Source organism: Comamonas sp. A23 (assembly GCF_004522605.1).
In the GTDB taxonomy this organism is placed as follows: Bacteria; Pseudomonadota; Gammaproteobacteria; order Burkholderiales; family Burkholderiaceae_C; genus Comamonas; species Comamonas thiooxydans.
In genome coordinates this window covers 469,862-493,688 of record NZ_RSDT01000003.1, presented here as the reverse complement: position 1 = coordinate 493,688, position 23,827 = coordinate 469,862, and the positions used below count along the sequence as shown (strand labels likewise).

Below are 23,827 nucleotides of genomic sequence, written 5' to 3'. Positions count from 1 at the left end.
CGGCCACTGCCCCAACGCGTACCCAACTCTGCTCAGCGATTTCCTTCAGCCTTTTTATGACAAATACGCTTGATGCCTACTGCGTCATGGGCAACCCCGTTGCCCATAGCCGCTCTCCCTGGATTCATTCCCGCTTCGCCGAGCTGACCGGCCAGCCCGTCAGCTATGACCGCGCCCTGGTGCCGCTGGATGGCTTTGCCGACTTTGTGCGCGACTTTGCCGCGCGCGGCGGCAAGGGCTGCAATGTGACCGTGCCCTTCAAGCTGCAGGCGGCCGAGCTGGCCACCAGCACCAGCGAGCGCGTGCGGCTGGCTGGTGCTGCCAATACGCTGGTATTCGGCGCCAACGGCATTCATGCCGACAACACCGATGGCCTGGGCATCGTGGCCGACATCACCCGCAATGCCAGTGTGCCCATCGCCGGGCGTGATGTGCTGCTGCTTGGTGCGGGCGGCGCCGCCGCTGGAGCCCTGGGCTCTTTGCTGGAGCAAAAGCCCTGCCGCCTAGTCGTGGTCAACCGCACTCATGCCAGGGCTCAAACGCTGGTCCAGCAGCATGCGGCCATTGCCACACTACATAACGTAGAGCTGGTAGCACTTGAAAGGCAAGTGCTTGAGACTGATCTGACCCAAAATTTCGACATCATCATCAATGCCACAGCCAGCAGCCTGGCTGGGGCTGATGTGCCCGCGCCCGCCAGCGTGCTGCACGCACGCAGTCTGGCCTACGACATGATGTACGGCCCCGCCGCTCAGAATTTTCTGAATTGGGCCAGCAGCCACGGCGCGCTGGCGCGTGATGGTCTGGGCATGCTGGTGGAGCAGGCCGCCGAGTCCTTTGCGCTATGGCGCGGCGTGCGTCCGCCCTCTGCACAAGTCCTGGCCGAACTGCGCGCTCTGCTGCACGCTGAAGCCGCTCACTAAAACCTCGCCCCACCATGAAAGCTCTTGGCCGACTGCTGTTGCTGGTGCTTTGTGCCACCCTGCTGCTGCAATTGTTTTTTGTAGCACGCATCGCAGTCATGGCATGGCTGGATCCAGAGTCCACCAGCTATCAGCGCTCCGAAGCCTGGCAGCTTGCCCACAGCAGCGAGGGCCTGCGCTGGCGCCAGCAATGGGTGGACTACGGCCAGATCTCCAGCAACCTCAAGCGCGCGGTGATTGCCTCCGAAGATGCCGGCTTCATGGACCATCACGGCGTGGAATGGGATGCCGTTCAGAGGGCCTGGCAGCGCAACGCAAAAGCCGAGGCCAGGGCCATGCAGGCAGAAAAAGCCGGAAACAACAGCAAGCCCGCCAAGGTCTATGGCGGCTCCACCATCACCCAGCAGCTGGCCAAGAACCTGCTGCTGTCGGGCGAACGCAATTTTCTGCGCAAGGGCCAGGAGCTGGTGCTGGCGCAATTGCTGGAGCTGATGCTGAGCAAGCAGCGCATTCTGGAGATCTATCTCAACAATGTGGAATGGGGCCAGGGCGTGTTCGGCGCCGAGGCCGCCGCCCGGCATTACTTCCGCAAGAGTGCCGCCCAGCTCAATGCGGCCGAGGCAGCACGACTTGCCGCCATGCTTCCGGCACCCAAGCGCTTCGAGAAAATGCCGCAATCGCGCTATCTGGCGCAGCGCAGTCGCACGATTGCGCGCTATATACCGATGGTGACGCCCCCCTGAGGCGCTTCGCCTGGGCGGCCCCGCGCCTTCCCCGAGGAGGACGACAGCATCGCCGCAAAGCGGCTCTTGCTTGCTGTCACCCGCATGGAGCGTGAAGGTTTTGTACGTGGATAATCGACAGCCATGCGAATTCTAGGAATCGACCCTGGCCTGCAGACCACGGGCTTTGGCGTCATCGACATGGAAGGCCAGCGCCTGTCCTATGTGGCCAGCGGCACCATACGCACCAACAAGATGGAACTCGGCGACCTGCCGGGCCGTCTCAAGGTGCTGTTCGACGGCATCTCCGAAGTTGCCTCACGCTATCAGCCCGAGGTGGCTGCCGTGGAAATCGTCTTCGTCAACGTCAACCCCCAGTCCACGCTGCTGCTGGGCCAGGCCCGTGGTGCGGCGCTGACGGCCCTGGTCAACGCCAATCTCGCGGTTTCCGAATACACCGCCCTGCAGATGAAAAAAGCCGTGGTCGGCCATGGTCGCGCAGCCAAGAGCCAGATCCAGGAAATGGTCAAACGGCTGCTGCAACTGCCCGGCCTGCCCGGCACCGATGCCGCCGACGCGCTGGGGCTGGCGATCACCCATGCCCATGCGGCTGCCGCCATGGGGCTGATGGCCAAGTCCACCGATCTGCGCCGCAAGCAACATGCCATGTACCGGGGCGGACGGGTCTATTGAGCTCGCCCTTAGCCGCTTCGCGGCTTCCCCTTCTCTCTTCGGAAGGGATCGCAGGATGGCTTTTCCTCGCAGCCCCCGAGCTGGAGCACACACTGCTTCAAAGCTCTGCCCGATACAAAAAAAGCCGTGACATGCCACGGCTTTTTTGATGGTGTGATTTGCTTAATAGGCGCTCAACACCATGGAGGCGATCACGCCTGTGGCAATGGCAACCAGCAGATAGTCGCCGCCGTTCTGAATCCAGTGATAGCCACGCGGCGGCGCCGACAGATGGTGGCCGCGCCAGTCATTCACCACATAGTGCTGGCTGCGGTATTGCGGCGGCACGCGACTGCCCTTGTACCAGTTATGGTCGGGACCACCGCCACGGCGACCATTGTCGTGATGATCGGCACGTCGGTCGTCGCGCCTGTCATAGCGCTGCTCATGCCGACCACGATCATCATGGCGACTGCCATGGCGCATGTCCTGCGCTCCATGTCCATTGCCGCGGCCGGGCGGCGGGCCGGGCTGCGCCTGGACGGCCAGACTGCCCAGACCCAGGCAGGCGGCAATGGAGGCAGAAAGAATGCGGGTGGTCAAACGGGACATGGGTACTCCTTTGTCGAATTGTTTCGGTCAACAAGGTGTGCGGCCGGTCATGGCGGCCGCAGCACATCCATCTTTACCCAATTTCGGCGCTGCAAGAAGTGAGCAACTGCCGATTTACCACTTTTTGCGTGCTGTTTACAGAACAGAAACCTATGAAGCGCCGAGCCGGATTTGGCAAGCCGCTATCAATATTCATTAGTTCTCAGATGATGCGTCCGACAAACATCACGGCAAAAAAGGCCAGACCGGCAATCACCGTCCACTTGAACAGCAAAAAGCCCAGGCGCTTGTAATGCGCCTTGCCGGTTCCCAGATAGAAGGCAAAGCTCAATGCCGAAGCCAGAATCAGCAAGGTGGCCAGCCAGCGAAAGATCAGCATGGAGGTCTCGCTCACCAGGCCTGAGCGGGCATGGCAAAGCCCTGGGGAGCCTGGCGCTCGCTCTCGAAGGTCACGAGCTCCCAGGTCTCGGGCTGCTCGATCATTGCGCGCAGCAGCTTGTTGTTGAGGCCGTGACCCGAGCGAAAGGCGCTGTAGGCACCGAGAATGGGCTTGCCGATCAGATACAGATCGCCGATCGCGTCAAGGATCTTGTGCTTGGCAAACTCGTCGTCATAGCGCAGACCGTCGCTGTTCAGGACCTTGTAGTCATCCATGACGATGGCGTTGTCCAGCCCCCCGCCCAGTGCCAGGCCGTTGTTGCGCAGCATTTCCACATCCTTGGTGAAGCCGAAGGTGCGGGCGCGGGCGATGTCGCGTGTGTAATTGTCCAGACCCATGTCGAACTCCACGCACTGCCCCGTGGAGTCCACGGCTGGGTGAGCGAAGTCGATCTCGAAGCGCAGCTTGAAGCCGTGGTAGGGATCGAAACGCGCCCACTTGAGGTTCTGGCCTTCGCCTTCGCGCACCTCGATCGGGCTCTTGATGCGGATGAAGCGCTTGGGCGCTTTCTGCAACTCGATTCCGGCGCTTTGCAGCAGAAACACGAACGATGACGAGGAGCCATCGAGAATCGGCACTTCTTCGGCAGTGATGTCCACGTAGAGGTTGTCGATTCCCAGACCGGCGATGGCCGACATCAGGTGCTCTACCGTATGCACCTTGGCGCCGCCGCTGCCGATGGTGGAAGCCATGCGCGTATCGGTCACTGCCTCGGCGGAAATGGGGATATCCACAGGCTCAGGCAAGTCCACGCGACGGAACACGATGCCGGTATCAGGCTGGGCAGGGCGCAGCGTCAACTCGACACGCTGGCCGCTGTGCAGGCCCACGCCTACGGCACGGGAAATGGTCTTGATGGTACGTTGCTGAAGCATGCTGGTATTTTAAATGGGACAACCCCGAGCCGGCTTACGCCGACCCAGGGTTGTCTTAATCGCTGCGATACAGCGAACTGATGGGCCATCAGTCCTTAACGAACCAAAGGCCTTTGCGGCTGACCTCTCAAATACTGGCGAGCACCAACTCAGAGATGCCGAGCAAGGGCCGCCCCGCAGCGATGGCTTCGTCCCCCTCCTGCGAAGCGAGAGAGGGGGAAGCGGCGCAGCCGCTCAGGGGGTGTCGGGCTGTCAGTCCGCCTGCTTGCGCAGAAACGCCGGGATCTCCACATCGTCCATGCCGCCAGACGCCAGCGCGCTCACGCGCTCCGAAGCCTGGGTGCGGTTGGTACGCCAGACGCTGGGCACATTGGTGTTGGCCGTGCCGTAGTCCATGCCGCCCAGGGGAGGCAGACCCACTGCCACGTTGTCGGTACCGGTACGCAGACCGCCCTGCACCACCTGGATGTTCTGGCGACGCACATTGGGACGCGACAGGCCGGTGGCCACCACGGTCACGCGGATTTCGTCGCCCAGCGAGTCATCGTAGGCAGCGCCGTAGATCACGTGAGCATCGGGAGACGCATAGGCATTGATGGTGGACATGGCCAGACGCGACTCGGACAGCTTGAGGCTCCCCTTGGCTGCAGTCACCAGCACCAGCACGCCCTTGGCGCCGGACAGATCAATGCCTTCCAGCAGCGGGCAGGCCACGGCCTGCTCGGCAGCGATACGGGCACGATCGGGACCGGCGGCCTTGGCCGTGCCCATCATGGCCTTGCCGGGCTCGCCCATCACGGTGCGCACGTCTTCGAAGTCGACGTTCACATGGCCGTACTCGTTGATGATTTCGGCAATGCCGCCCACGGCGTTCTTCAGAACGTCGTTGGCATGGGCAAAAGCCTCGTCCTGGGAGATATCGTCGCCCAGCACATCGAGCAGCTTTTCGTTGAGCACAACGATCAGCGAGTCCACATTCGCCTCCAGCTCGGCCAGGCCGGCGTCAGCGTTCTGCATGCGGCGGCCGCCTTCCCACTCGAAAGGCTTGGTCACCACACCCACCGTCAGAATGCCCATTTCCTTGGCCACTCGTGCGATCACAGGCGATGCACCGGTACCCGTACCACCACCCATGCCTGCCGTAATGAAGAGCATGTGCGCGCCTTCGATGGCAGCGCGAATATCTTCCACAGCAGCTTCCGCAGCGTCGCGGCCCTTGTCGGGCTTGCTGCCGGCACCCAGGCCGCTACCACCCAGATGGATGGTGCGGTGAGCGCGGCTGCGCAACAGAGCTTGAGCATCGGTATTGGCCGTAATGAATTCGACGCCTTGAACGCTGCGTTCAATCATGTGGTCGACGGCGTTGCCGCCGCCGCCGCCGACGCCGATCACCTTGATCTGCGTGCCTTGGTTGAATTCTTCGGTTTCAATCATGTCGATAGGCATGGTGGTGCTCCTGTTCTCTAGTGGTGGTTTGTCGCTGCTGTGGAAAAGAAATTTCGAACTCTTGAGGTCTTCGCGGTCTTCGTCGTCGATACCGCGAAAAATCCATCTGTGGTGGTCCGGTGATGAACATGCGATAAGTGCTCATATCAGAAGTTCCCCACGATGAAGTCTTTGAACCGGCCGAAAGCGGTCTTCATGGAACCGCTCTTCTGGGCCACCTTGTAGCCACGCAGACGTGCCAGACGTGCTTCATCGAGCAGGCCCATCACCGTGGCGGCACGGGGCTGGGCGACCATGTCGGCCAGCGCACCGGAATATTTGGGAAGCCCGCGGCGCACGGGCTTGAGAAAGATGTCTTCGCCCAGCTCGATCATCCCGGGCATGACGGCGCTGCCGCCCGTGAGCACGATGCCCGAGGACAGCACTTCTTCGTAGCCCGATTCGCGGATGACCTGCTGCACCAGCGAGAAGATCTCTTCCACGCGGGGCTCGATCACGCCGGCCAAGGCCTGCTTGCTGATCATGCGCGGGCTGCGGTCGCCCAGGCCCGGCACTTCGACCTGGGCATCGGGATCGGCCAGCAACTGCTTGGCATAGCCACTCTCGACCTTGATGTCCTCGGCATCCTTGGTGGGGGTACGCAGGGCCATGGCGATGTCGCTGGTGATCAGGTCACCGGCAATCGGGATCACGGCCGTGTGGCGAATCGCACCGCCGGTGAAGATGGCCACATCGGTCGCTCCCGCGCCGATATCCACCACGGCCACGCCCAGCTCGCGCTCGTCATCGGTCAGCACGGCCTGGGCCGACGCCAGCGGGTTGAGCAGCAACTGCTCGACCTCCAGGCCGCAGCGGCGCACGCATTTGATGATGTTCTCGGCCGCGCTCTGGGCGCCGGTCACGATATGGATCTTGGCCTCAAGGCGAATGCCGCTCATGCCGATGGGCTCACGCACCTCGTGGCCGTCGATGACGAACTCCTGCGCCTCGACCAGCAGCAGGCGCTGGTCGGACGAGATATTGATGGCCTTGGCGGTTTCCATCACGCGGGCCATATCGGTGGACGAGACTTCCTTGTCCTTGATGGCCACCATGCCGCTGGAATTCAGACCGCGGATATGGCTACCCGTAATGCCGGTGCACACTCGCTGGATCTTGCAATCCGCCATCAGTTCGGCCTCTTTGAGCGCCTGCTGGATGCTTTGCACGGTCGCATCGATATTCACGACCACGCCGCGCTTCAAGCCGTTGCTGGGGGCTACGCCCAGGCCCGCCAGCTTGAGCTCGCCATTGGACATGACCTCGGCCACCACCGCCATGACCTTGGCCGTGCCGATATCCAGCCCAACAATCACATCCTTGTATTCTCTTGCCATATCAGCTTCCGCCCCCGGTAGGTTCTGTCTTGTCTTTGTGTGCGCCTTGCATGTCTGTTCCCCTGCTCCCGCTTATCGTCTGGCCCTGGCAGCAGTTGCCGGCGCGGAGGTTCCAGTGGTCACGCCCTTGAGTCGCAAGGCATAGCCGTCTTCGTAACGCAGGTCTGCAGACTCCAGTGCCGCAGCCGAGCGCTTGTATTGAGAGGTGATCTGAGGCAGCGTGCGCACAAAGCGCTGCACGCGCTGCAAGATGTCTTCGGTCGTGCCGCCGCCCAGTTCCAGCAGCGCATCGTTGTCCAGCACCAGCGTCCAACTGCCACGCGCATCCAGAGTCAGGCTGTCCAGCGCCACATCGAGCGGCTTCAAGGCCGGCTCCAGCGCTCGATACATCTGCAGAACACGCGGTGCCGAGCCCTCGGGGCCTTGCAGACGCGGCAGACCTTCGCGGTCCAGTTCGCCCAGATTGGCTTCAAACACTTCGCCGGCCTTGTTGACCAGACCGGTACCGGTCTCAGCCCCCCAGAAGGCTTCGGCCACATGCTCCTTGAGCGCAACGCGCAAGCCGTTCGGATATTCACGGCGCACCTGCGCCTCCTGCACCCAGGGCACTTGCTCGAATGCATGCTGGGCCGCCTTCAGATCCACCGTGAAGAAGTTGCCTTTGAGCACTGGCGCCACATTGGCGCGCAGCGTCACGGCGTTGTTATGCACCAGCTCGCCTTCCACCACGATGCGACCGATATTGAAGGCCGGAGTTCGCATCAACCACCACCCCACGGCCATCACGCACGCCGTCAAGCAGCCCATGAACATCACCGTGGCAGTGATGTTCATGAGCTTGACGTCGAACGGAACGACGGCTGTGGGCTGGTTGCGGTTCATGGCTGCTCCGCTTCTCCATCCAGCGTGCTCATGGCCAGAATGCCAAGGCACAGGTTTTCGTAGCTCACGCCGGAAGCGCGCGCAGCCATGGGGACGAGAGAATGCCCCGTCATGCCGGGAGAGGTATTGATCTCCAGCAAGAAAGGCTTGCGGTCGCTGGCGCGAATCATGATGTCGGCACGCGCCCAGCCACGGCAGCCCAGCGTGCGGAAGGCTTTTTCCACAATGCGCTGGATCTCGGCCTCCTCGGCAGCCGGCAGGCCGCTAGGGCAGTGGTACTGCGTGGTATCCGTGAAGTACTTGTTCTGGTAGTCGTAGTTGCCTTCGGGCGCAACGATTCGGATCACCGGCAGCGCAGCGGCCTTGGCTCCCGTGCCCAGCACGGGGCAGGTGGTCTCGTCACCGGCAATGAACTGCTCGCACAGCACTTCTGCGTCGTACTGGGCCGCCAGCTCGTAGGCCTTGGCGCATTCGTCAGCATTCATCACCTTGGTCAGGCCGATGCTGGAGCCGTCGCGTGCGGGCTTGACGATCATGGGAGCGCCCAGGGCTTCCAGTGCGGCGCGGGTTTCAGCGGCCGAGGCGACCATGCGCCAGTCCGGCGTGGGCAGGCCTTCAAAGCGCCAGATGCGCTTGGTCATGATCTTGTCCATGGCGATGCTGGAAGCCATCACGCCCGAACCCGTATAGGGAATGTCCAGCAACTCCAGTGCACCCTGCACCGTGCCGTCCTCACCGTAGCGACCATGCAGCGCGATGAAGCAGCGGTCAAAGCCTTGCACCTTGAGCTGTTCCAGCCCCTGTTCGGCAGGGTCGAACTTGTGGGCATCGACACCCTTGGACTGCAGTGCGGCCAACACACCAGCGCCGGACATCAGCGAGACCTCGCGCTCGGACGAGCGACCGCCCATGAGCACGGCGACCTTGCCCAGTGCCTTCACGTCGATATTTGTACCAAACATGCTCATTGCGCGCTCCCTGCGGGCGCAGCCAGCTCTTGTTTCTGAAGCATTTCAACCAATTTCCCAGGTACGGCGCCAATCGATCCGGCCCCCATGCACAGCAATACATCGCCCGCTTGCGCATTGGCAGCGATGGCTGCCGGCATATCGGCAATGTTTTCCACAAATACAGGCTCGACCTTGCCGGCCACACGCAAGGCGCGAGCCAGGGATCGACCGTCGGCAGCCACGATGGGTGCCTCGCCCGCGGCATAGACCTCGGCCAGCAGCACCGAGTCGGCGCTGCCGATGACCTTCACAAAGTCCTCGAAACAGTCGCGTGTGCGGCTGTAGCGGTGTGGCTGGAAGGCCAGCACCAGGCGCTGCCCCGGGAAGGCACCGCGTGCCGCAGCCAGCGTGGCTGCCATTTCCACGGGGTGATGACCGTAGTCGTCGATGACGGTGAACGTGCCGCCATTGGCAGCCGGCAGTTCGCCATAGCGCTGGAAACGCCGTCCCACGCCCTTGAAGCCTTCCAAGGCGCGCAGCAGCGCCTCGTCGGAAATCTCGAGCTCCATGGCTACCGCCACGGCAGACAGGGCGTTGAGCACGTTGTGCTCGCCGGGCAGGCTCAGCACAACCTCCAGATCGGGGTAGCTCTGGCCGTTCTGGCGGCGCACGGTAAAGCGCATGCGACCGGCTTCGGCACGCACGTTCACGGCGCGCACCTGGGCATCTTCGGCAAAGCCGTAGGTCGTGACCGGACGCGCCAGCTTGGGCAGGATCTCGCGCACGGCAGGGCTGTCGACGCAAAGAATGGCGCGCCCGTAAAACGGCATGCGATGCAGGAAATCGACAAAGGCCTGCTTGAGGCGGCCGAAGTCATGGCCGTAGGTTTCCATGTGATCGGCGTCGATATTGGTGACGACGGCCATCACAGGCAGCAGATTCAGGAAGGAGGCATCGGACTCGTCGGCCTCGACCACGATGTAGTCGCCCTGGCCCAGCTTGGCATTCGCACCGGCGCTGTTGAGCTTGCCGCCGATCACGAAGGTGGGGTCCAAACCGGCTTCAGCCAGCACACTGGTCACCAGGCTGGTGGTGGTGGTCTTGCCATGCGCGCCGGCAATGGCGATGCCCTGCTTGAAACGCATCAGCTCGGCGAGCATCAGCGCACGAGGAACCACAGGAATCTTTTTCTCGCGCGCAGCCAGGACCTCGGGGTTGTCGCCCTGCACGGCCGTGGATGTCACCACGGCATCGCTGCCGTCAACGTTCTCGGCCGCATGACCGACAAAGGTCTTGATGCCCAGGCCGGCCAGGCGGCGCAGCGTGGCGCTGTCGGCCAGGTCGGAGCCTGAAATGGCGTAACCCAGGTTGTGCAGAACCTCTGCAATACCGCTCATGCCGGCGCCGCCAATACCGACAAAGTGAATGTGATGAATGGCGTGTTTCATGCTGCCAACTCCTCACAAGCGGCGACCACCTTCGCGGTGGCATCAGTCTTTTGCATTTTCTTCGCGAGTTCAGCGCGCTCCAACAGCGTCGCACGCTGCATATTTTGTAGCATTTCCGCCAACCCTTGGGCGCTCAAAGTACTTTGCGGCTGTAACCAACCGCCACCAGCATCCACGAGGAAGCGGGCATTGCTGGTCTGGTGGTCATCCACCGCAGCAGGGAAGGGCACATAGACCGCTGCCGCCCCTACAGCGGCGATCTCGGTCACGGTGCTGGCACCGGCACGGCAGACGACGAGATCGGCATCCGCAAAAGCCTTGGCCGTGTCATCGATGAAGGGAGTCAGCTCAGCCTGTACGCCTGCAGCCTGATAGTTGGCACGCAACGCATCGATCTGGGCCGTACCGCTCTGGTGCAACACCACGGGGCGCTGATCGGCAGGCATCAGGGCCAGAGCCTGGGGCACGATCTCATTGAGCGCCCTGGCTCCCAGACTGCCGCCCACCACCAGCAGCTTGAGCGGGCCGCTGCGACCGGCAAAGCGCTGGGCGGGCTCGGCCTGCTCCAGAAACGCTTGACGCAGCGGATTGCCCACCCATTCGCCCTTGGCAAATACCTTGGGGAAAGCCGTGAACACTCGCTTGGCAACCTTGGCCACGACCTTGTTGGCCATGCCGGCCACGGAGTTCTGTTCGTGCAGCACCACGGGCACGCCCGAAGCCGCAGCCATCAGGCCACCGGGCACGGTGAGGTACCCGCCCAGGCCGATGACCACATCGGGCTGCACGCGCTTCATCACGGCACGCGCCTGCGAGAAGGCCTTCGCCAGCCTGAACGGCAGTTGCACCAGGGTCTTGAGCCCCTTGCCGCGCACGCCGCCAAATTCGATCAGCTCCAGTGCAAAGCCCTGGGGCGGCACGATGCGCGACTCCATGGAGCCGGGCGCTCCCAGCCAGTGCACATTCCAGCCGCGCGCACGCAACTCCTGTGCCACGGCCAGACCGGGGAAGATATGACCTCCGGTACCACCAGCCATCACCAGTGCCGTGCGTGGCTTGTTTGGCTTGATGAGCAGGCTCATGCGTGGCCCCCCTTCATCAGCAGCTTGTTTTCGTAATCGACTCTGAGCACCACAGCTATCGCAATCAAATTCATCAAAATGGCCGAACCGCCAAAACTCATTAACGGCAGAGTCAGGCCTTTGGTTGGCAGGGCGCCCAAATTCACACCCATGTTGATAAAGGCCTGGAAGCCCACCCAGATCGCCACGCCCTCGGCCACCAGCCCGGCAAAGACACGGTCCAGCGCGATGGCCTGACGGCCGATCAGCATGATGCGGCGGGTCAGCCAGAAGAAGACGGCAGCAATCAGCAGCAGGCCGACCAGACCAAATTCTTCGCCGATCACAGCCAGCAGGAAGTCGGTATGCGCTTCGGGCAGCCAGTGCAGCTTTTCCACGCTGCGACCCAGGCCCACGCCAAAGATCTCGCCCCGCCCGATGGCAATCAGCGCATGCGAGAGCTGGTAGCCCTTGCCCAGCGCATGCTTCTCATCCCAGGGATCGAGGTAGGCAAAAATACGTTCGCGGCGCCACTCCGAGGTGGCGATGATCATGCCGAAGGCCAGCACCACCAGCAGCGCGATGATGAAGAACATGCGCGCATTCACGCCGCCCAGGAACAGAATGCCCATGGAGATCACGACGATCACCATGAAGGCCCCCATGTCTGGCTCGGCCAGCAGCAGCACGCCCACCACGACCACAGCCAAGCCCATGGGCAGCACGGCGCGGAAGAAGCGCTCCTTGACCTCCATCTTGCGCACCATGTAATCGGCCGCGTAGATCAGGATGGAGAACTTGGCCAGCTCGGAAGGCTGGAAGTTCATGATGCCCAGCGACAGCCAGCGCCGCGCGCCGTTGACCACCGTGCCCACATGCGGGATCAGCACCGCCACCAGCAGCACGATAGAGATCAGAAACAGCTTGCGCGCCACCTTCTCCCAGACATTCATGGGCACCTGGAAGGCCAGCAGCGCGGCGACAAAGGCCATGCCTATCGACATGGTATGGCGCAGCAGAAAGTGATAGGGCTCGATCTTGCCGAAGCGCGGGTTGTCCGGCATCGCAATCGATGCCGAATACACCATGACCAGACTCCAGGACAGCAAGGCGATGACGACCCAGATCAATGCCTGATCCAGCCCCAGTACGCTTGCCGGAGTACGGGTGGGACGGTCGTACAGCGGCCCGCCTACGCGCACAGGCAGCACGTCGATGGGCCTTTCCTCTGCGCTGCGGAACCACGAGCGCATGCGGCCGGAGAGGCTGGTCAGGAAAGCGGCTGTCATGCGCCGTCCTCCAGTTGCTGGCCGGCTTCAAGCGCCAGCTCACGCACCGCTTCCACAAACTGGTGGGCGCGGTCCGCATAGTCCTTGAACATGTCCATGCTCGCGCAGGCCGGCGAGAGCAGCACCGCATCATTGGCATGGGCCAGACGCGCGGCCTGCTGCACGGCATCCTGCATGGTTGCAGCATCGACCAGAGTCACGCCGGTGTCGCCAAGCGCCTCGCGAATCAACGGCGCATCCTGGCCGATCAGCACGGCCGCACGCACATAGCGCGAGACGGGAGCGGCCAGCGGCGTGAAGTCCTGGCCCTTGCCCAGACCGCCCAGAATCACCACGATGCGGTGGTCCGGCCCCAGGCCCATGAGGGCCGCCACGGTGGCGCCCACATTCGTGCCCTTGCTGTCATCAAAGTATTCGACATCGCCCACCCGGCCCACGGGCTGCACACGGTGCGGCTCGCCCCGGTATTCGCGCAGGCCGTAGAGCAGCGGTGCCAGCGTGCATCCCGCACCGGTCGCCAGCGCCAGGGCCGACAGTGCATTAATGGCGTTGTGGCGGCCGCGGATGCGCAGCGCATCGGCGGGCATCAGGCGCACGATGTGCAGATCGTCGGCGTTCTTGCCCTTGCTGGTTTCGTCGGCCTCATGGGCGCGCACCAGCCAGGTCATGCCGTTGACCACCTCCAGACCGAAGTCTCCGGGGCGGCGCGGCATGTCGCCGCCAAAGCTGACATGGGCACGCTGGAAAGTCTTGCCGCGCTTGCCGGGCACCGCCACAGGCGCTGGCAGCATGGCCATGACGACGGGGTCTTCGCGATTGAGGACCATCAGAGCCTGCTCGCCAAAGACATGGGCCTTGGCATCGGCATAGGCCTGCATGCCACCATGCCAGTCCAGATGGTCCTGGGTGATATTGAGCACCGTGGCCGCCGTGGGCTCGAATCCGCGGCAGTCGTCGAGCTGAAAGCTGGACAACTCCAGCACCCAGGCCTGAGGCAGAGTCTCGGCATCGATGCGAGCGGACAGGGTGTCGAGCAGCGAAGGACCGATATTGCCGGCCACGCCCACGCTCAATCCGCCATGCTCCAGCAACTGACCGGTCAGCGAGGTGACCGTGGTCTTGCCGTTGGTGCCGGTGATGCCCAGCACCTTGGGCGCATAGCCATGGGCCTCGCGCAGGCCCTTGAGCGCAAAGGCAAACAGATCCAGTTCGCCGCCCGTGGGCAGGCCGATGCTGCGCGCGGCATCGAAGACCGAGGCAACGCTGGCCGGGCTCAGGCCCGGCGAACGGTAGACGGAACTCAGGCTCTGGCCATCGACCAGAGCAGCCGTGAATGCGCCGGCAACAAAGCGCACGCCGGGCAGTTCGGCCTGCAGCGCAGGCAGATAGGGGGGGGCTTCGCGCGTGTCGGCCACCGTGACCTCGGCACCGGCACGCACGCACCAGCGTGCCATGGCGATGCCCGAGATGCCCAGACCCAGAATCAACACGCGCTGGCCCTGCAGGTGCTGGGCCGCGCCTTGCGGCCAGTGCACGGGGACAGGTGGCAGCTCCACCACTGCTTCCAGCTCGGCTTCGGGCTGCGACTCGACCTCGGTCACTTCGGCATCGGCCGCATCGGAGATGCTGGGGTCGGCAAAAATCTGTGCCACGAAGGCGGCCGCATCCCTGGCTGCCGTCAAGGTGGAGATATCGGGCACCGGCTCGGCGTCCAGCGTCTTGGCGATGATGGCAGGCGCTTGCATTTCAGGAGCTTCTGGCGCTTGCTCCTGAATCATTTCAGACATATTTCCATCTGAAATGCTTTGCATATCAGCGATAGGTGCTTGCGTTTGCATAGCATCCACAACCGCATCCGGCTGCAGAACCTGATCATCGAGCTTGAGGTCTTCGTCTTGCATGGCGACTACCTCAGCTTCAGGGTGGACAGGCCCAGCAGGCACAGCAGCATGGTGATGATCCAGAAGCGGATCACGACCTGGGTCTCCTTCCAGCCACTCTTCTCGAAGTGATGGTGCAGCGGTGCCATCTTCAGCAGACGGCGGCCCTCGCCATAGCGCTTCTTGGTGTACTTGAAGTAAGTCACCTGCAGCATCACCGAGATGGCTTCCGCCACAAAGATGCCGCCCATCACGGCCAGCACGATTTCCTGGCGCACGATCACGGCAATCGTTCCCAGAGCAGCGCCCAGCGCCAGCGCGCCCACGTCGCCCATGAAGACCTGGGCGGGATGTGCGTTGAACCAGAGAAAGGCCAGACCAGCACCCGCCATGGCGCCGCAGAACACCATCAGCTCGCCCGTACCGGGGATGCTGGGGAACAGCAGGTAGCGCGCATAGGTGGCGTTGCCGGTCACATAGGCGAAGATGCCCAGGGCCGTGCCGACCATGATGACGGGCATGATGGCCAGGCCATCGAGGCCGTCGGTCAGGTTCACGGCATTGCTGGCGCCCACGATGACCAGATAGGTCATGACGATGAAGCCCAGCACGCCCAGCGGATAGCTGACTTCCTTGAAGAAGGGCACCATCAGGCCGGCCTTGGGCGGAAGGTCCATGGAAAAGCCCGACTGTACCCAGGAGACGAACAGCGCGAAGACCTCGGCATTGCTGTTCTCGGAGATGCAGAACACCAGATACAGGGCGGCCAGCAGACCGATGACGGACTGCCAGAAATACTTCTCGCCCGAGCGCATGCCCTCGGGGTCCTTGTTGACGACCTTGCGCCAGTCGTCCACCCAGCCAATCGCGCCAAAGCCCAGCGTGACCAGCAGCACGATCCAGACAAAGCGGTTGGACAGGTCAAACCACAGCAAGGTGGATACGGCAATCGAGAACAGAATCAGCACGCCGCCCATGGTCGGCGTACCGCTCTTGACCAGATGGGTCTCCATGGCATAGCCGCGCACGGGCTGGCCGATCTTGAGCGCGGTCAGCATGCGGATGGCCTTGGGACCTATCCACAGGCCGATCAGCAAGGCGGTGACGGCGGCCAGCACGGCGCGCAGCGTCAGGTACTGGAAGACGCGCAGAAAGCCGAACTCCGGCGAGATACCCTGCAGCCATTGAGCCAGCATCAGCAGCATGCGGCCTCCTCGCAGTTGCCCTGCTTCTTGTCTGCACAGGCCTCAATGCTCTGCACCACTTGCTCCATCTTCATGAACCGCGAACCCTTGACCAACACGCTACCTACCTTGGGTAAAACTGCGCACACCGCCTGCTCAAGGGCGGACATGCTATCAAAATGCCTAGCTCCGCTGCCAAAGGCAGAGGCCGCAAACGCGCTCTGGTCACCCAGAGCAAAGAAATGGGCAATACCTGCCTGCTGCGCCAGCGCGCCGGCCTCGGCATGGAACTGCGGGCCGTTATCGCCAACCTCCCCCATGTCGCCCAGCACCAGCAATTGCGGTGCGGGCAGCTCGGCCAGCACCGCAATGGCGGCGGCGACCGAGTCGGGGTTGGCGTTATAGGTGTCATCGACCACCGTGACGCCCTGACCCTTGATCTGCACGGCCAGCGCGCGCGAGCGGCCCGTCACAGGCTCGAAGCCGGAGAGTCCCTGTGCAATGGCAGGCAAAGGCACACCGGCAGCATGGGCGCAGGCAGCCGCGGCCAGTGCGTTGCGCACGTTGTGGCGGCCGGCAATATGCAGCTGCACGGCTGCCACGCCTTGCGGGGTGTTCAGTGCAAAGCTCCAGGCTCCATTGGCCCAGACCACATCGTTGGCAAAAACCTGAGCCCCATCAGCGGCCTCGCCAAACATCAGGCTGGGGCGGCCAGCGCTCAGTTCGGTCCACAGCGGCGTGTACTCATCTCCGGCGGGGAAGATGGCCACTCCGTCCTTGGGCAGAAAGCGCAGCACCGATCCGTTTTCACGCGCCACCGCCTCCACCGTGCCCATGAACTCCTGGTGTTCACGTTGTGCGTTGTTGACCAGGGCCACCGTGGGCTGGCCGATGGCAGCCAGCTCGGCAATCTCGCCGGGGTGGTTCATGCCCATCTCCAGCACCGCAATGCGATGCGCGTCCGTCATGCGCAGCAGGTTCAGCGGCATGCCTATGGAGTTGTTGAAATTGCCGCGCGTGGCCAGTGCTGCCTCGCCCTGCCCGCCCACATGCGCGCGCAGAATGGACGCGATCATCTGCGTGACCGTGGTCTTGCCATTGCTGCCGGTCACGGCAATCAAGGGCAGATCGAACTGCGCACGCCAGGCCCGCGCCAACGCGCCCAGTGCCAGCAGCGTATCCGGCACTTCGATGCCGGCCATGCCTGCAGCCTCCAGCCCATGGCTGGCAATGGCCGCCACAGCACCGGCGGCCTGCGCCTGAGGCAGAAAATCATGGGCGTCAAAACGCTCGCCCTTCAGGGCCACGAACAAGTCCCCGTTCTGCAACGTGCGCGTATCGGTGTGCACGCGTGTCAGCTCCAGCTGGCCGTTGCCGACCAGACGGGCTTGGGGGATATGCGTCTGGATCAGCTCCAGCGCTTTTGCCAGGGTCATCATGACCGAATCTTTCCTTCGCGGGCTGCGAGCGCCTTCTGCGCCTCAGCCATGTCGGAGAACGGATGGCGCACGCCCTTCGTCTCCTGATAGTCCTCATGTCCCTTGCCGGCAATCAGCACCACGTCGCGCGCTTCGGCACGGGCAATGGCTTGGGCAATGGCCGCCGCGCGGTCGGCCTGAACATGCAATGCCTGGCCCGCCTGCATGCCGGCCAGGATCTGGTCGATGATGCTTTCGGGCACTTCACTGCGCGGGTTGTCGCTGGTGACGAAAACGCCGTCGGCATGCGCCTGGGCGGCCTGCCCCATCAGCGGACGCTTGCTGTTGTCCCGGTCGCCGCCGCAGCCGAACACGCACCACAGCTTGCCCTGGCGCTGCCGCGCGGCAGGCTGCAGCGCGCGCAAGGCTTTTTCCAGCGCATCGGGCGTATGGGCATAGTCCACGGCCACCAGAGGCTGACCGGGCTTGACGATCTGCTGCATGCGACCGGGCACGGGCTCCAGATCGGCGCAAGCCTGTACGGCCTGCTCCAGCGTCAGGCCCAGGCAGCGCAGGGTGGCCAGCACCCCGAGCAGATTGGAGACGTTGTACTGACCGACCAGACGCGTATTCATGCGCAGGCTGTGACCGGCTTCCAGCACGGTAAAGCTCAGACCCTCGTCGCCCAGACCGATGTCCTTGGCCTGCAGGCGAGCCGGTCCCTGGATGGAGACGCTCCACACATCCATGGCGCGGCCTTGCAGCCTGGCCCAGAGCCTGGCGCCATGCGCATCGTCGATATTGACCACGGCGGCCGGCAGGCCGGGCCAGTCGAACAGCTGGGCCTTGGCCTGCCAGTAGGCATCCATGCTGCCGTGGTAGTCCAGGTGGTCCTGCGTGAAATTGGTGAACAACGCCACGCGAATCTTGCTGCCGTCCAGACGGTGCTCGACGATGCCGATGGACGATGCCTCGATGGCACAGGCGGCAAGACCCTGGTCGGCGTAGCTGCGGAACGCGCGCTGCAGCAACACTGGGTCCGGCGTGGTCATGCCTGTCGACTCCAATGCAGGCGGCACGCCCACACCCAGGGTGCCCACCAGCGCACAGCCGGTGCGTGTGTTCAGCGTCACTTTCGAGAGCGCATGCGCCAGCCACCAGGCTGTGGTGGTCTTGCCGTTGGTGCCGGTCACGGCCAGCACGTCGAGCTCGCCACTGGGATGTGCAAACCATTGGTCGGCAATCAGTCCCGTCGCGGCCTTCAGGCCCTTGAGAGCTGCAATGCTGTCGCCGCTCAGATCGAAGGCCTGCAGACCGTCGGCCTCCACCAGCACGGCGGCGGCGCCCTGCTCCAGAGCCTTGCCCACATAGGCTCGGCCATCAGTGGCAGCACCGGGCCAGGCGACAAAGGCATCGCCGGCCTTGACCTTGCGGCTATCGGTCTGCAGGTCACCCTGCACGCGGCTGCGCAGCCAGGCAACGGCCTCGGCTGCATTGTTCAGGATTTGAATGGGGGTGCTCATAGCACAGGCTCCTCAGCGGGTGCAGCCACGATCTGAGGCTTGACTTCCTTGTCGGGCTGAACGCCCATGAAACGCAATGTCTGCTGGACCACGTCCGCAAACACCGGGCCGGCCACCGTGCCGCCGTAGTAGGAACCTGCTGTCGGCTCGTCCACCATCACGGCCACGATGATGCGCGGCTTGTCGATGGGAGCAATGCCCGTGAACCAGGCCCGGTACTTGCCAGCGGCATAGCTCTTGCCCACCTGCTTGCGGGCAGTGCCCGACTTGCCGCCGATGGTGTAGCCCTCGGCCTGGGCCTTCTGGCCGGTACCGCCTGGGCCTGCAGCAAGACGCAGCATGTGCAGCACCGCCTCGGCGTTTTCCTTGGAGATCACACGCACGCCCACAGGAGGCTCGTTCGTTTTCAGAATCGTCGAGGGAATGACATTGCCGTCGTTGGAGAACACGGTGTAGGAACGTGCCATCTGGAACAGCGAGGCCGACAGGCCATAGCCATAGGACATGGTGGCCTGCTCGATAGGCTTCCAGGTCTTCCAGGCACGCAGACGACCCGAGACCGCGCCCGGGAATTGAATCTGCGGCTTCTGGCCGAAGCCCAGCGCACTGAAGTACTCCCACATTTCCTGAGGTGAGAGCTTTTGCGCCACCTTGGTCGCGCCCACGTTGCTGGACTTCTGGATCACGCCCTCCACCGTCAGCGCGCCGTAGTTGTGCGTGTCGGTGATGGTGGAGCCCGTCACCGTGTAGCGGCCGGGCGCGGTATCGATGATCGTGCTTGGCTTGACACGCTTGAGCTCCAGGGCTGCGGCCACTGTGATGGGTTTCATGGTCGAACCCGGCTCGAAGGTATCGGTCAGCGCGCGGTTGCGCAGCTGCTCGCCCGTCAGATTCTTGCGATGCCCCGGGTCGTAGCTCGGATAGTTCGCCAGGGCCAGCAGCTCGCCGGTGTGCGCATCCATGACCACCACGCTGCCTGCCTTGGCCTTGAAGGTCTCGACCTGCTGCTTGAGTTTCTGGTAGGCGTAGTACTGGACCTTGCTGTCGATGGACAACTGAATATCTTGCCCATCCTGCGGCGGCACTTCATCGCCCACGCCCTCCACCACGCGGCCCAGACGATCCTTGATCACACGACGCGAGCCAGCCTTGCCGGCTAGTTCCTTGTCGAACGCCAGCTCCATGCCTTCCTGACCATGGTCTTCCACATTGGTGAAGCCCACGATATGCGCCGCAGACTCCCCTTCGGGATACTGGCGCTTGTATTCCTTGCGGTTGTAGATGCCCTTGATATTGAGCGCCACGATCTTCTGGCCCACATCCCAGTCCAGCTGACGCTTGACCCAAACAAAGGTCTTGTCCTCGACATCCAGCTTCTCCATCAGGGAGCGCAGCGGCATGTCCATGAGGCGCGCCACTTCCTTGAGCTTTTGCTGGACCTCAGGGTCCTTCAGATCCACATCCTCGGGAATGGCCCAGATACTGGCCGCCGGCACGCTGGACGCAAGAATCAGGCCATTGCGATCCAGCAAACGGCCACGGTTGGCCGGCAGCTCCAGAGTACGCGCAAAGCGCACCAGGCCCTGACGCTTGAAGAAGTCGTTGCCGAAGACCTGCACATAGGCTGCACGCGCGCCCAGGCCCACAAAACCCAGCGCCAGCGCAGCCACGATGAACTTGCTGCGCCACAGCGGTGTTTTCGAAGCCAGCAAAGGGCTGGTGGTATAGAGCACGCTGCGTGTCATTGCGCAGTTCCTGCAGCCGTTTCATGCACGTACTGCGTAATGGCCTGAGAAGCCTGCTTCATCTGCAGCTTTTCGCGCGCCAAGGTCTCGATGCGCTGAGGCGCGGCCTGGGCACGCTTTTCCACCTGCAGGCGCAGTTGATCCGTCGCCAGCCGACGTGCCTCTGCCTCGGCGCGGTCCAGCTCAGTGAACAGGCGACGCGACTCATACTGGGTATGCACCAGAAAGATGGCGCTGGTCATGACCGCCAGCAGCAGCAGCAGGTTTATGCGCAGCATGGCAGCCCTCCCGCAGCCATGCTCGGAGCGGCATGGCGATGCATCATGCAGGCACCTCGGTGCGCTCGGCGACGCGCATCACGGCGGAACGCGAACGGGGATTGGCATCCACCTCGGCAGCACTGGGCTTGATGCGCTCCAGCGCCTTCAGACGCATGGGCGTGGGAGGCGCAAACGGTGCACGGCGGTCGTAGATCTCCTTGGAATGCTTGGCAATGAACTGCTTGACGATGCGATCTTCCAGCGAATGGAAGCTGATCACGGCCAGACGGCCGCCGGGAGCCAGCACGCGCAGACTGGCTTCTAGCGCTTGCTCAAGCTCCTGAAGTTCGGCATTGATGAAAATCCGAAGAGCCTGGAAGGTCCGTGTTGCCGGGTTTTGCCCAGCCTCGCGGGTCTTGACCGCGCCAGCCACGAGTTGGGCCAGCTCGGCAGTGGTGCGTAATGGGCCCTGGCTTTCGCGCCGAGCAACAATCGCCTTTGCAATGGGGCCAGCAAACCGTTCTTCGCCGTAGTCACGTATCACCTCCGCAATCTGCTGCACTTCCGCATCTTCGAGCCACTCGGCCACGCTCTGACCACGCGTGGTGTCCATGCGCATGTCGAGGGGGCCGTCAAAGCGGAAGCTGAAGCCCCGGTCCGGGTTGTCGATCTGGGGCGAGCTCACCCCCAGGTCCATCAACACACCCTGCACACTGCCTTCGGGCAGTTCGCCAAGATGGCGAAATCCTTCATGCCGAATCGAAAAACGCGCATCGGTGATGCGCGCCGCCTCAGCAATTGCGTCCGGGTCTTTGTCGAACGCGATCAAGCGCCCGTCCGGCCCCAGCCTTTGCAAAATGAGCCGGGAATGACCGCCTCGACCGAACGTCGCATCGACCCACTGGCCGGCAGGCGGCTTGGCGGCACCACCCAGCAGGGCGTCCACGGCCTCGTCCAGCAAGACGGTGATATGTTGCAACGGCTGATTCACAAGCACTTCCTACAAAACAAAATCCTGGAAAGCCGCCGGCATCGGTTGCTGGCGCGCTTCCGCTTCGCGCATTTCATAAGTGGCCTTGTCCCAGACCTCGAAATGCGCCCCCATGCCCAGCATCAAGACCTCTTTGGTCAGACCTGTGGCCTCACGCAACTCGGGCGAAATCAGCAGCCGACCGGTTGCATCCATCTCCGCATCCATGGCATTGCCCAGAAAAATCCGTTTCCACCACTGAGCCGTGATCGGCAGCTGCGCGACGCGTTCGCGAAACTGCAGCCACTCGGGGCGCGGAAACAGCAACAGACAGCCATCGGGATGCTTGGTGAAAGTGACCTGCCCCTCCGCCAAGGACAAAAGGGCGTCACGATGCCGGGTCGGCACTGAGAGCCGACCCTTTCCATCGAGATTCAGCGAAGACGCCCCTTGAAACACGGCAAGTTACTCCGGTCATCTGGAGCCGCTCGTTCCCCAAAAATGGGCACGAGGGCAGCTTTCACCACTTAATTGCACTTTTTTGCACTGTATCAGCAATTTAAGGTGAATCCAAACCCAAAGGAACAATTATTTGCAATGAAATCAAGCACTTAGAGAGAAAAAGAAAAGCCTTGTTCTGAAAATACCTTTCCTTTACAAGCACTTAGCAAAGTCAATGCAAGTGGACTCTCATTAGGAGACGTCAATTGCAACCATTCAATTCAATGGAAAGAACTGATTTAAGTCTCGACCTTCTCCTACAAACGCAAACTGCCCGCACAGGCGGGCAGCTCGCTTCAAGCGCTAGGTTCTTCAAAGAATGAAGCGCGACAGATCCTCATCCTTGCTCAGCACCTGCAGGCGCTGATCCACATAGGCTGCATCGATCACCACGGTCTGCCCCGAAAGCTTGGCCGCATCGAAGCTGACTTCGTCAAGCAGACGCTCCATCACTGTGGACAGACGCCGTGCACCGATGTTTTCGGTACTCTCGTTGACGTCAAAGGCAATCGTTGCCAGACGCGTGATGCCCTCTGGCTTGAACTCCAGAGTCACGCCTTCGGTCGCCAGCAGCGCCTGATATTGCTTGACCAAGGAGGCGTGAGTCTGCATCAGAATCGCCTCGAAGTCCTGTACCGACAGAGATTCCAGTTCCACGCGAATGGGAAAGCGCCCCTGCAGCTCGGGAATCAGATCGCTGGGCTTGGACAGGTGGAAAGCACCCGAAGCAATGAACAGAATGTGGTCTGTCTTGACCACACCGTACTTGGTCGAGACGCTGGTACCTTCGACCAAGGGCAGCAGGTCGCGCTGCACACCCTGACGCGATACATCGGAGCCACTGGTTTCCTGGCGCGTCGCCACCTTGTCGATTTCGTCGATGAAGACAATGCCGTTTTGCTCGGCATTGGCAATGGCGCGGGTCTTGACGTCTTCCTCATTGACCATCTTTGCTGCTTCCTCATCGGTCAGCAGCTTCAGGGCCTCGGCGATCTTGAGCTTGCGCGTCTTGCGCTTTTCCTGGCCCATATGGCTGAACATGCCGCGCAACTGCTCGGCCATCTCTTCCATGCCCTGGGGGCCCATGATCTGCACCTGAGGCATCTGCTCGGCGATGTCGATCTCGATTTCCTTGTCGTCAAGCTGACCTTCGCGCAACTTCTTGCGGAAAACCTGACGCGCCGTGTTGTCCGCGGGTACTTCGCCGGTACGGGCCTGCGGGATCAGCACATCGAGAATGCGCTCCTCGGCAGCATCTTCGGCGCGCGCACGCATCTTCTTCATGTCCGACTCGCGCGTCTGCTTGACGGCAACTTCGGCCAGATCGCGGATGATGGCGTCCACATCCTTGCCCACATAGCCCACTTCGGTGAACTTGGTCGCCTCGACCTTGATGAAGGGAGCATCGGCGAGTTTTGCCAGGCGGCGTGCAATCTCCGTCTTGCCCACGCCCGTGGGGCCGATCATCAGAATGTTCTTGGGCGTGATTTCCTGACGCAGGCCCTCGGGCACTTGCTGACGGCGCCAGCGATTGCGCAAGGCAATCGACACCGCGCGCTTGGCACCATGCTGGCCGACGATGTGCTTGTCCAGCTCGGAGACGATCTCCTGGGGAGTCATGGCAGAAGACATGTGAATTCTCAGTCAAATA

At 62.5% G+C, this 23,827-nt stretch carries 23 protein-coding genes; 4 read left to right on the top strand and 19 right to left on the bottom strand.

The genetic code is table 11. The features are described from left to right. The first annotated feature begins 56 nt into the window (after positions 1–56). From aroE to ruvC, 3 genes are all read left to right on the top strand, one after another. The gene (gene aroE / locus EIC84_RS10540) at positions 57–923 is read left to right on the top strand and encodes a shikimate dehydrogenase (RefSeq protein ID WP_003068951.1); all 867 of its coding nucleotides are present in this window, start codon (positions 57–59) and stop codon (positions 921–923) included. 14 nt (positions 924–937) lie between these two features. Continuing rightward, positions 938–1,666: a monofunctional biosynthetic peptidoglycan transglycosylase gene (gene mtgA / locus EIC84_RS10535; RefSeq protein ID WP_003068953.1), complete on the top strand. Its 729-nt coding sequence runs from the start codon at positions 938–940 to the stop codon at positions 1,664–1,666. Between the two features lie 123 nt (positions 1,667–1,789). Then, positions 1,790–2,338, top strand: coding sequence for a crossover junction endodeoxyribonuclease RuvC (ruvC, locus tag EIC84_RS10530; protein WP_003068955.1), 549 nt, complete (start codon positions 1,790–1,792; stop codon positions 2,336–2,338). 162 nt (positions 2,339–2,500) lie between these two features. Here the strand turns inward: ruvC and EIC84_RS10525 are convergent, their stop codons facing one another. Then, complete coding sequence (locus tag EIC84_RS10525) at positions 2,501–2,929, bottom strand: RcnB family protein (protein ID WP_003068957.1); 429 nt, start codon at positions 2,927–2,929, stop codon at positions 2,501–2,503. Here EIC84_RS10525 and EIC84_RS10520 point away from each other — a divergent pair. After that, positions 2,928–3,128 (top strand): hypothetical protein, encoded by a 201-nt coding sequence (locus EIC84_RS10520; protein ID WP_131361376.1) that lies wholly within the window; start codon positions 2,928–2,930, stop codon positions 3,126–3,128. The two genes, EIC84_RS10525 and EIC84_RS10520, sit on opposite strands and share 2 nt — an antisense overlap. A gap of 3 nt (positions 3,129–3,131) precedes the next feature. Here the strand turns inward: EIC84_RS10520 and EIC84_RS25960 are convergent, their stop codons facing one another. From EIC84_RS25960 to hslU, 18 genes are all read right to left on the bottom strand, one after another. Beyond that, positions 3,132–3,308: a hypothetical protein gene (locus EIC84_RS25960; RefSeq protein WP_003068960.1), complete on the bottom strand. Its 177-nt coding sequence runs from the start codon at positions 3,306–3,308 to the stop codon at positions 3,132–3,134. 11 nt (positions 3,309–3,319) lie between these two features. Then, complete coding sequence (lpxC, locus tag EIC84_RS10515; protein ID WP_003068962.1) at positions 3,320–4,243, bottom strand: UDP-3-O-acyl-N-acetylglucosamine deacetylase; 924 nt, start codon at positions 4,241–4,243, stop codon at positions 3,320–3,322. A gap of 252 nt (positions 4,244–4,495) precedes the next feature. Beyond that, positions 4,496–5,689, bottom strand: a complete 1,194-nt coding sequence (gene ftsZ, locus EIC84_RS10510) for a cell division protein FtsZ (protein WP_003068965.1) — start codon at positions 5,687–5,689, stop codon at positions 4,496–4,498. Positions 5,690–5,835: 146 nt separating this feature from the next. Next, positions 5,836–7,065: a cell division protein FtsA gene (gene ftsA / locus EIC84_RS10505; protein ID WP_003051293.1), complete on the bottom strand. Its 1,230-nt coding sequence runs from the start codon at positions 7,063–7,065 to the stop codon at positions 5,836–5,838. 72 nt (positions 7,066–7,137) lie between these two features. After that, on the bottom strand, positions 7,138–7,947 hold the full coding sequence (locus EIC84_RS10500; protein ID WP_003068968.1) for a cell division protein FtsQ/DivIB: 810 nt from the start codon (positions 7,945–7,947) through the stop codon (positions 7,138–7,140). Further along, positions 7,944–8,915: a D-alanine--D-alanine ligase gene (locus EIC84_RS10495; protein ID WP_003068971.1), complete on the bottom strand. Its 972-nt coding sequence runs from the start codon at positions 8,913–8,915 to the stop codon at positions 7,944–7,946. The genes EIC84_RS10500 and EIC84_RS10495 overlap by 4 nt, the downstream gene beginning before the upstream one ends. Then, positions 8,912–10,345: a UDP-N-acetylmuramate--L-alanine ligase gene (gene murC / locus EIC84_RS10490; protein WP_003068975.1), complete on the bottom strand. Its 1,434-nt coding sequence runs from the start codon at positions 10,343–10,345 to the stop codon at positions 8,912–8,914. The genes EIC84_RS10495 and murC overlap by 4 nt, the downstream gene beginning before the upstream one ends. Then, positions 10,342–11,427 carry an undecaprenyldiphospho-muramoylpentapeptide beta-N-acetylglucosaminyltransferase gene (gene murG, locus EIC84_RS10485; RefSeq protein ID WP_003068977.1) on the bottom strand — a complete coding sequence of 362 codons (1,086 nt, stop codon included), beginning with the start codon at positions 11,425–11,427 and terminating at the stop codon, positions 10,342–10,344. The genes murC and murG overlap by 4 nt, the downstream gene beginning before the upstream one ends. Then, a complete protein-coding gene (gene ftsW, locus EIC84_RS10480; protein ID WP_003068979.1) occupies positions 11,424–12,695 on the bottom strand; it encodes a putative lipid II flippase FtsW in 1,272 nt (423 codons plus the stop codon). Before ftsW ends, murG begins: the two co-directional genes overlap by 4 nt. Further along, positions 12,692–14,596 (bottom strand): UDP-N-acetylmuramoyl-L-alanine--D-glutamate ligase, encoded by a 1,905-nt coding sequence (gene murD / locus EIC84_RS10475; RefSeq protein WP_003068982.1) that lies wholly within the window; start codon positions 14,594–14,596, stop codon positions 12,692–12,694. The genes ftsW and murD overlap by 4 nt, the downstream gene beginning before the upstream one ends. 5 nt (positions 14,597–14,601) lie before the next feature. Further along, a complete protein-coding gene (mraY, locus tag EIC84_RS10470) occupies positions 14,602–15,780 on the bottom strand; it encodes a phospho-N-acetylmuramoyl-pentapeptide-transferase (protein WP_003068985.1) in 1,179 nt (392 codons plus the stop codon). Continuing rightward, positions 15,771–17,198: a UDP-N-acetylmuramoyl-tripeptide--D-alanyl-D-alanine ligase gene (murF, locus tag EIC84_RS10465; protein ID WP_003068988.1), complete on the bottom strand. Its 1,428-nt coding sequence runs from the start codon at positions 17,196–17,198 to the stop codon at positions 15,771–15,773. Before murF ends, mraY begins: the two co-directional genes overlap by 10 nt. After that, positions 17,195–18,700: a UDP-N-acetylmuramoyl-L-alanyl-D-glutamate--2,6-diaminopimelate ligase gene (locus tag EIC84_RS10460; RefSeq protein WP_003068991.1), complete on the bottom strand. Its 1,506-nt coding sequence runs from the start codon at positions 18,698–18,700 to the stop codon at positions 17,195–17,197. The genes murF and EIC84_RS10460 overlap by 4 nt, the downstream gene beginning before the upstream one ends. After that, positions 18,697–20,445, bottom strand: a complete 1,749-nt coding sequence (locus EIC84_RS10455; RefSeq protein ID WP_003068995.1) for a penicillin-binding protein 2 — start codon at positions 20,443–20,445, stop codon at positions 18,697–18,699. The genes EIC84_RS10460 and EIC84_RS10455 overlap by 4 nt, the downstream gene beginning before the upstream one ends. Continuing rightward, a complete protein-coding gene (gene ftsL, locus EIC84_RS10450; RefSeq protein WP_003068998.1) occupies positions 20,442–20,723 on the bottom strand; it encodes a cell division protein FtsL in 282 nt (93 codons plus the stop codon). Before ftsL ends, EIC84_RS10455 begins: the two co-directional genes overlap by 4 nt. A 43-nt stretch (positions 20,724–20,766) precedes the next feature. Continuing rightward, positions 20,767–21,696 (bottom strand): 16S rRNA (cytosine(1402)-N(4))-methyltransferase RsmH, encoded by a 930-nt coding sequence (gene rsmH, locus EIC84_RS10445; protein WP_003069002.1) that lies wholly within the window; start codon positions 21,694–21,696, stop codon positions 20,767–20,769. A gap of 9 nt (positions 21,697–21,705) precedes the next feature. After that, positions 21,706–22,134 carry a division/cell wall cluster transcriptional repressor MraZ gene (mraZ, locus tag EIC84_RS10440; RefSeq protein WP_003051254.1) on the bottom strand — a complete coding sequence of 143 codons (429 nt, stop codon included), beginning with the start codon at positions 22,132–22,134 and terminating at the stop codon, positions 21,706–21,708. A 354-nt stretch (positions 22,135–22,488) separates the two neighbouring features. Then, positions 22,489–23,808, bottom strand: a complete 1,320-nt coding sequence (hslU, locus tag EIC84_RS10435) for an ATP-dependent protease ATPase subunit HslU (protein WP_003051251.1) — start codon at positions 23,806–23,808, stop codon at positions 22,489–22,491. Between the last annotated feature and the right edge of the window lie 19 nt (positions 23,809–23,827).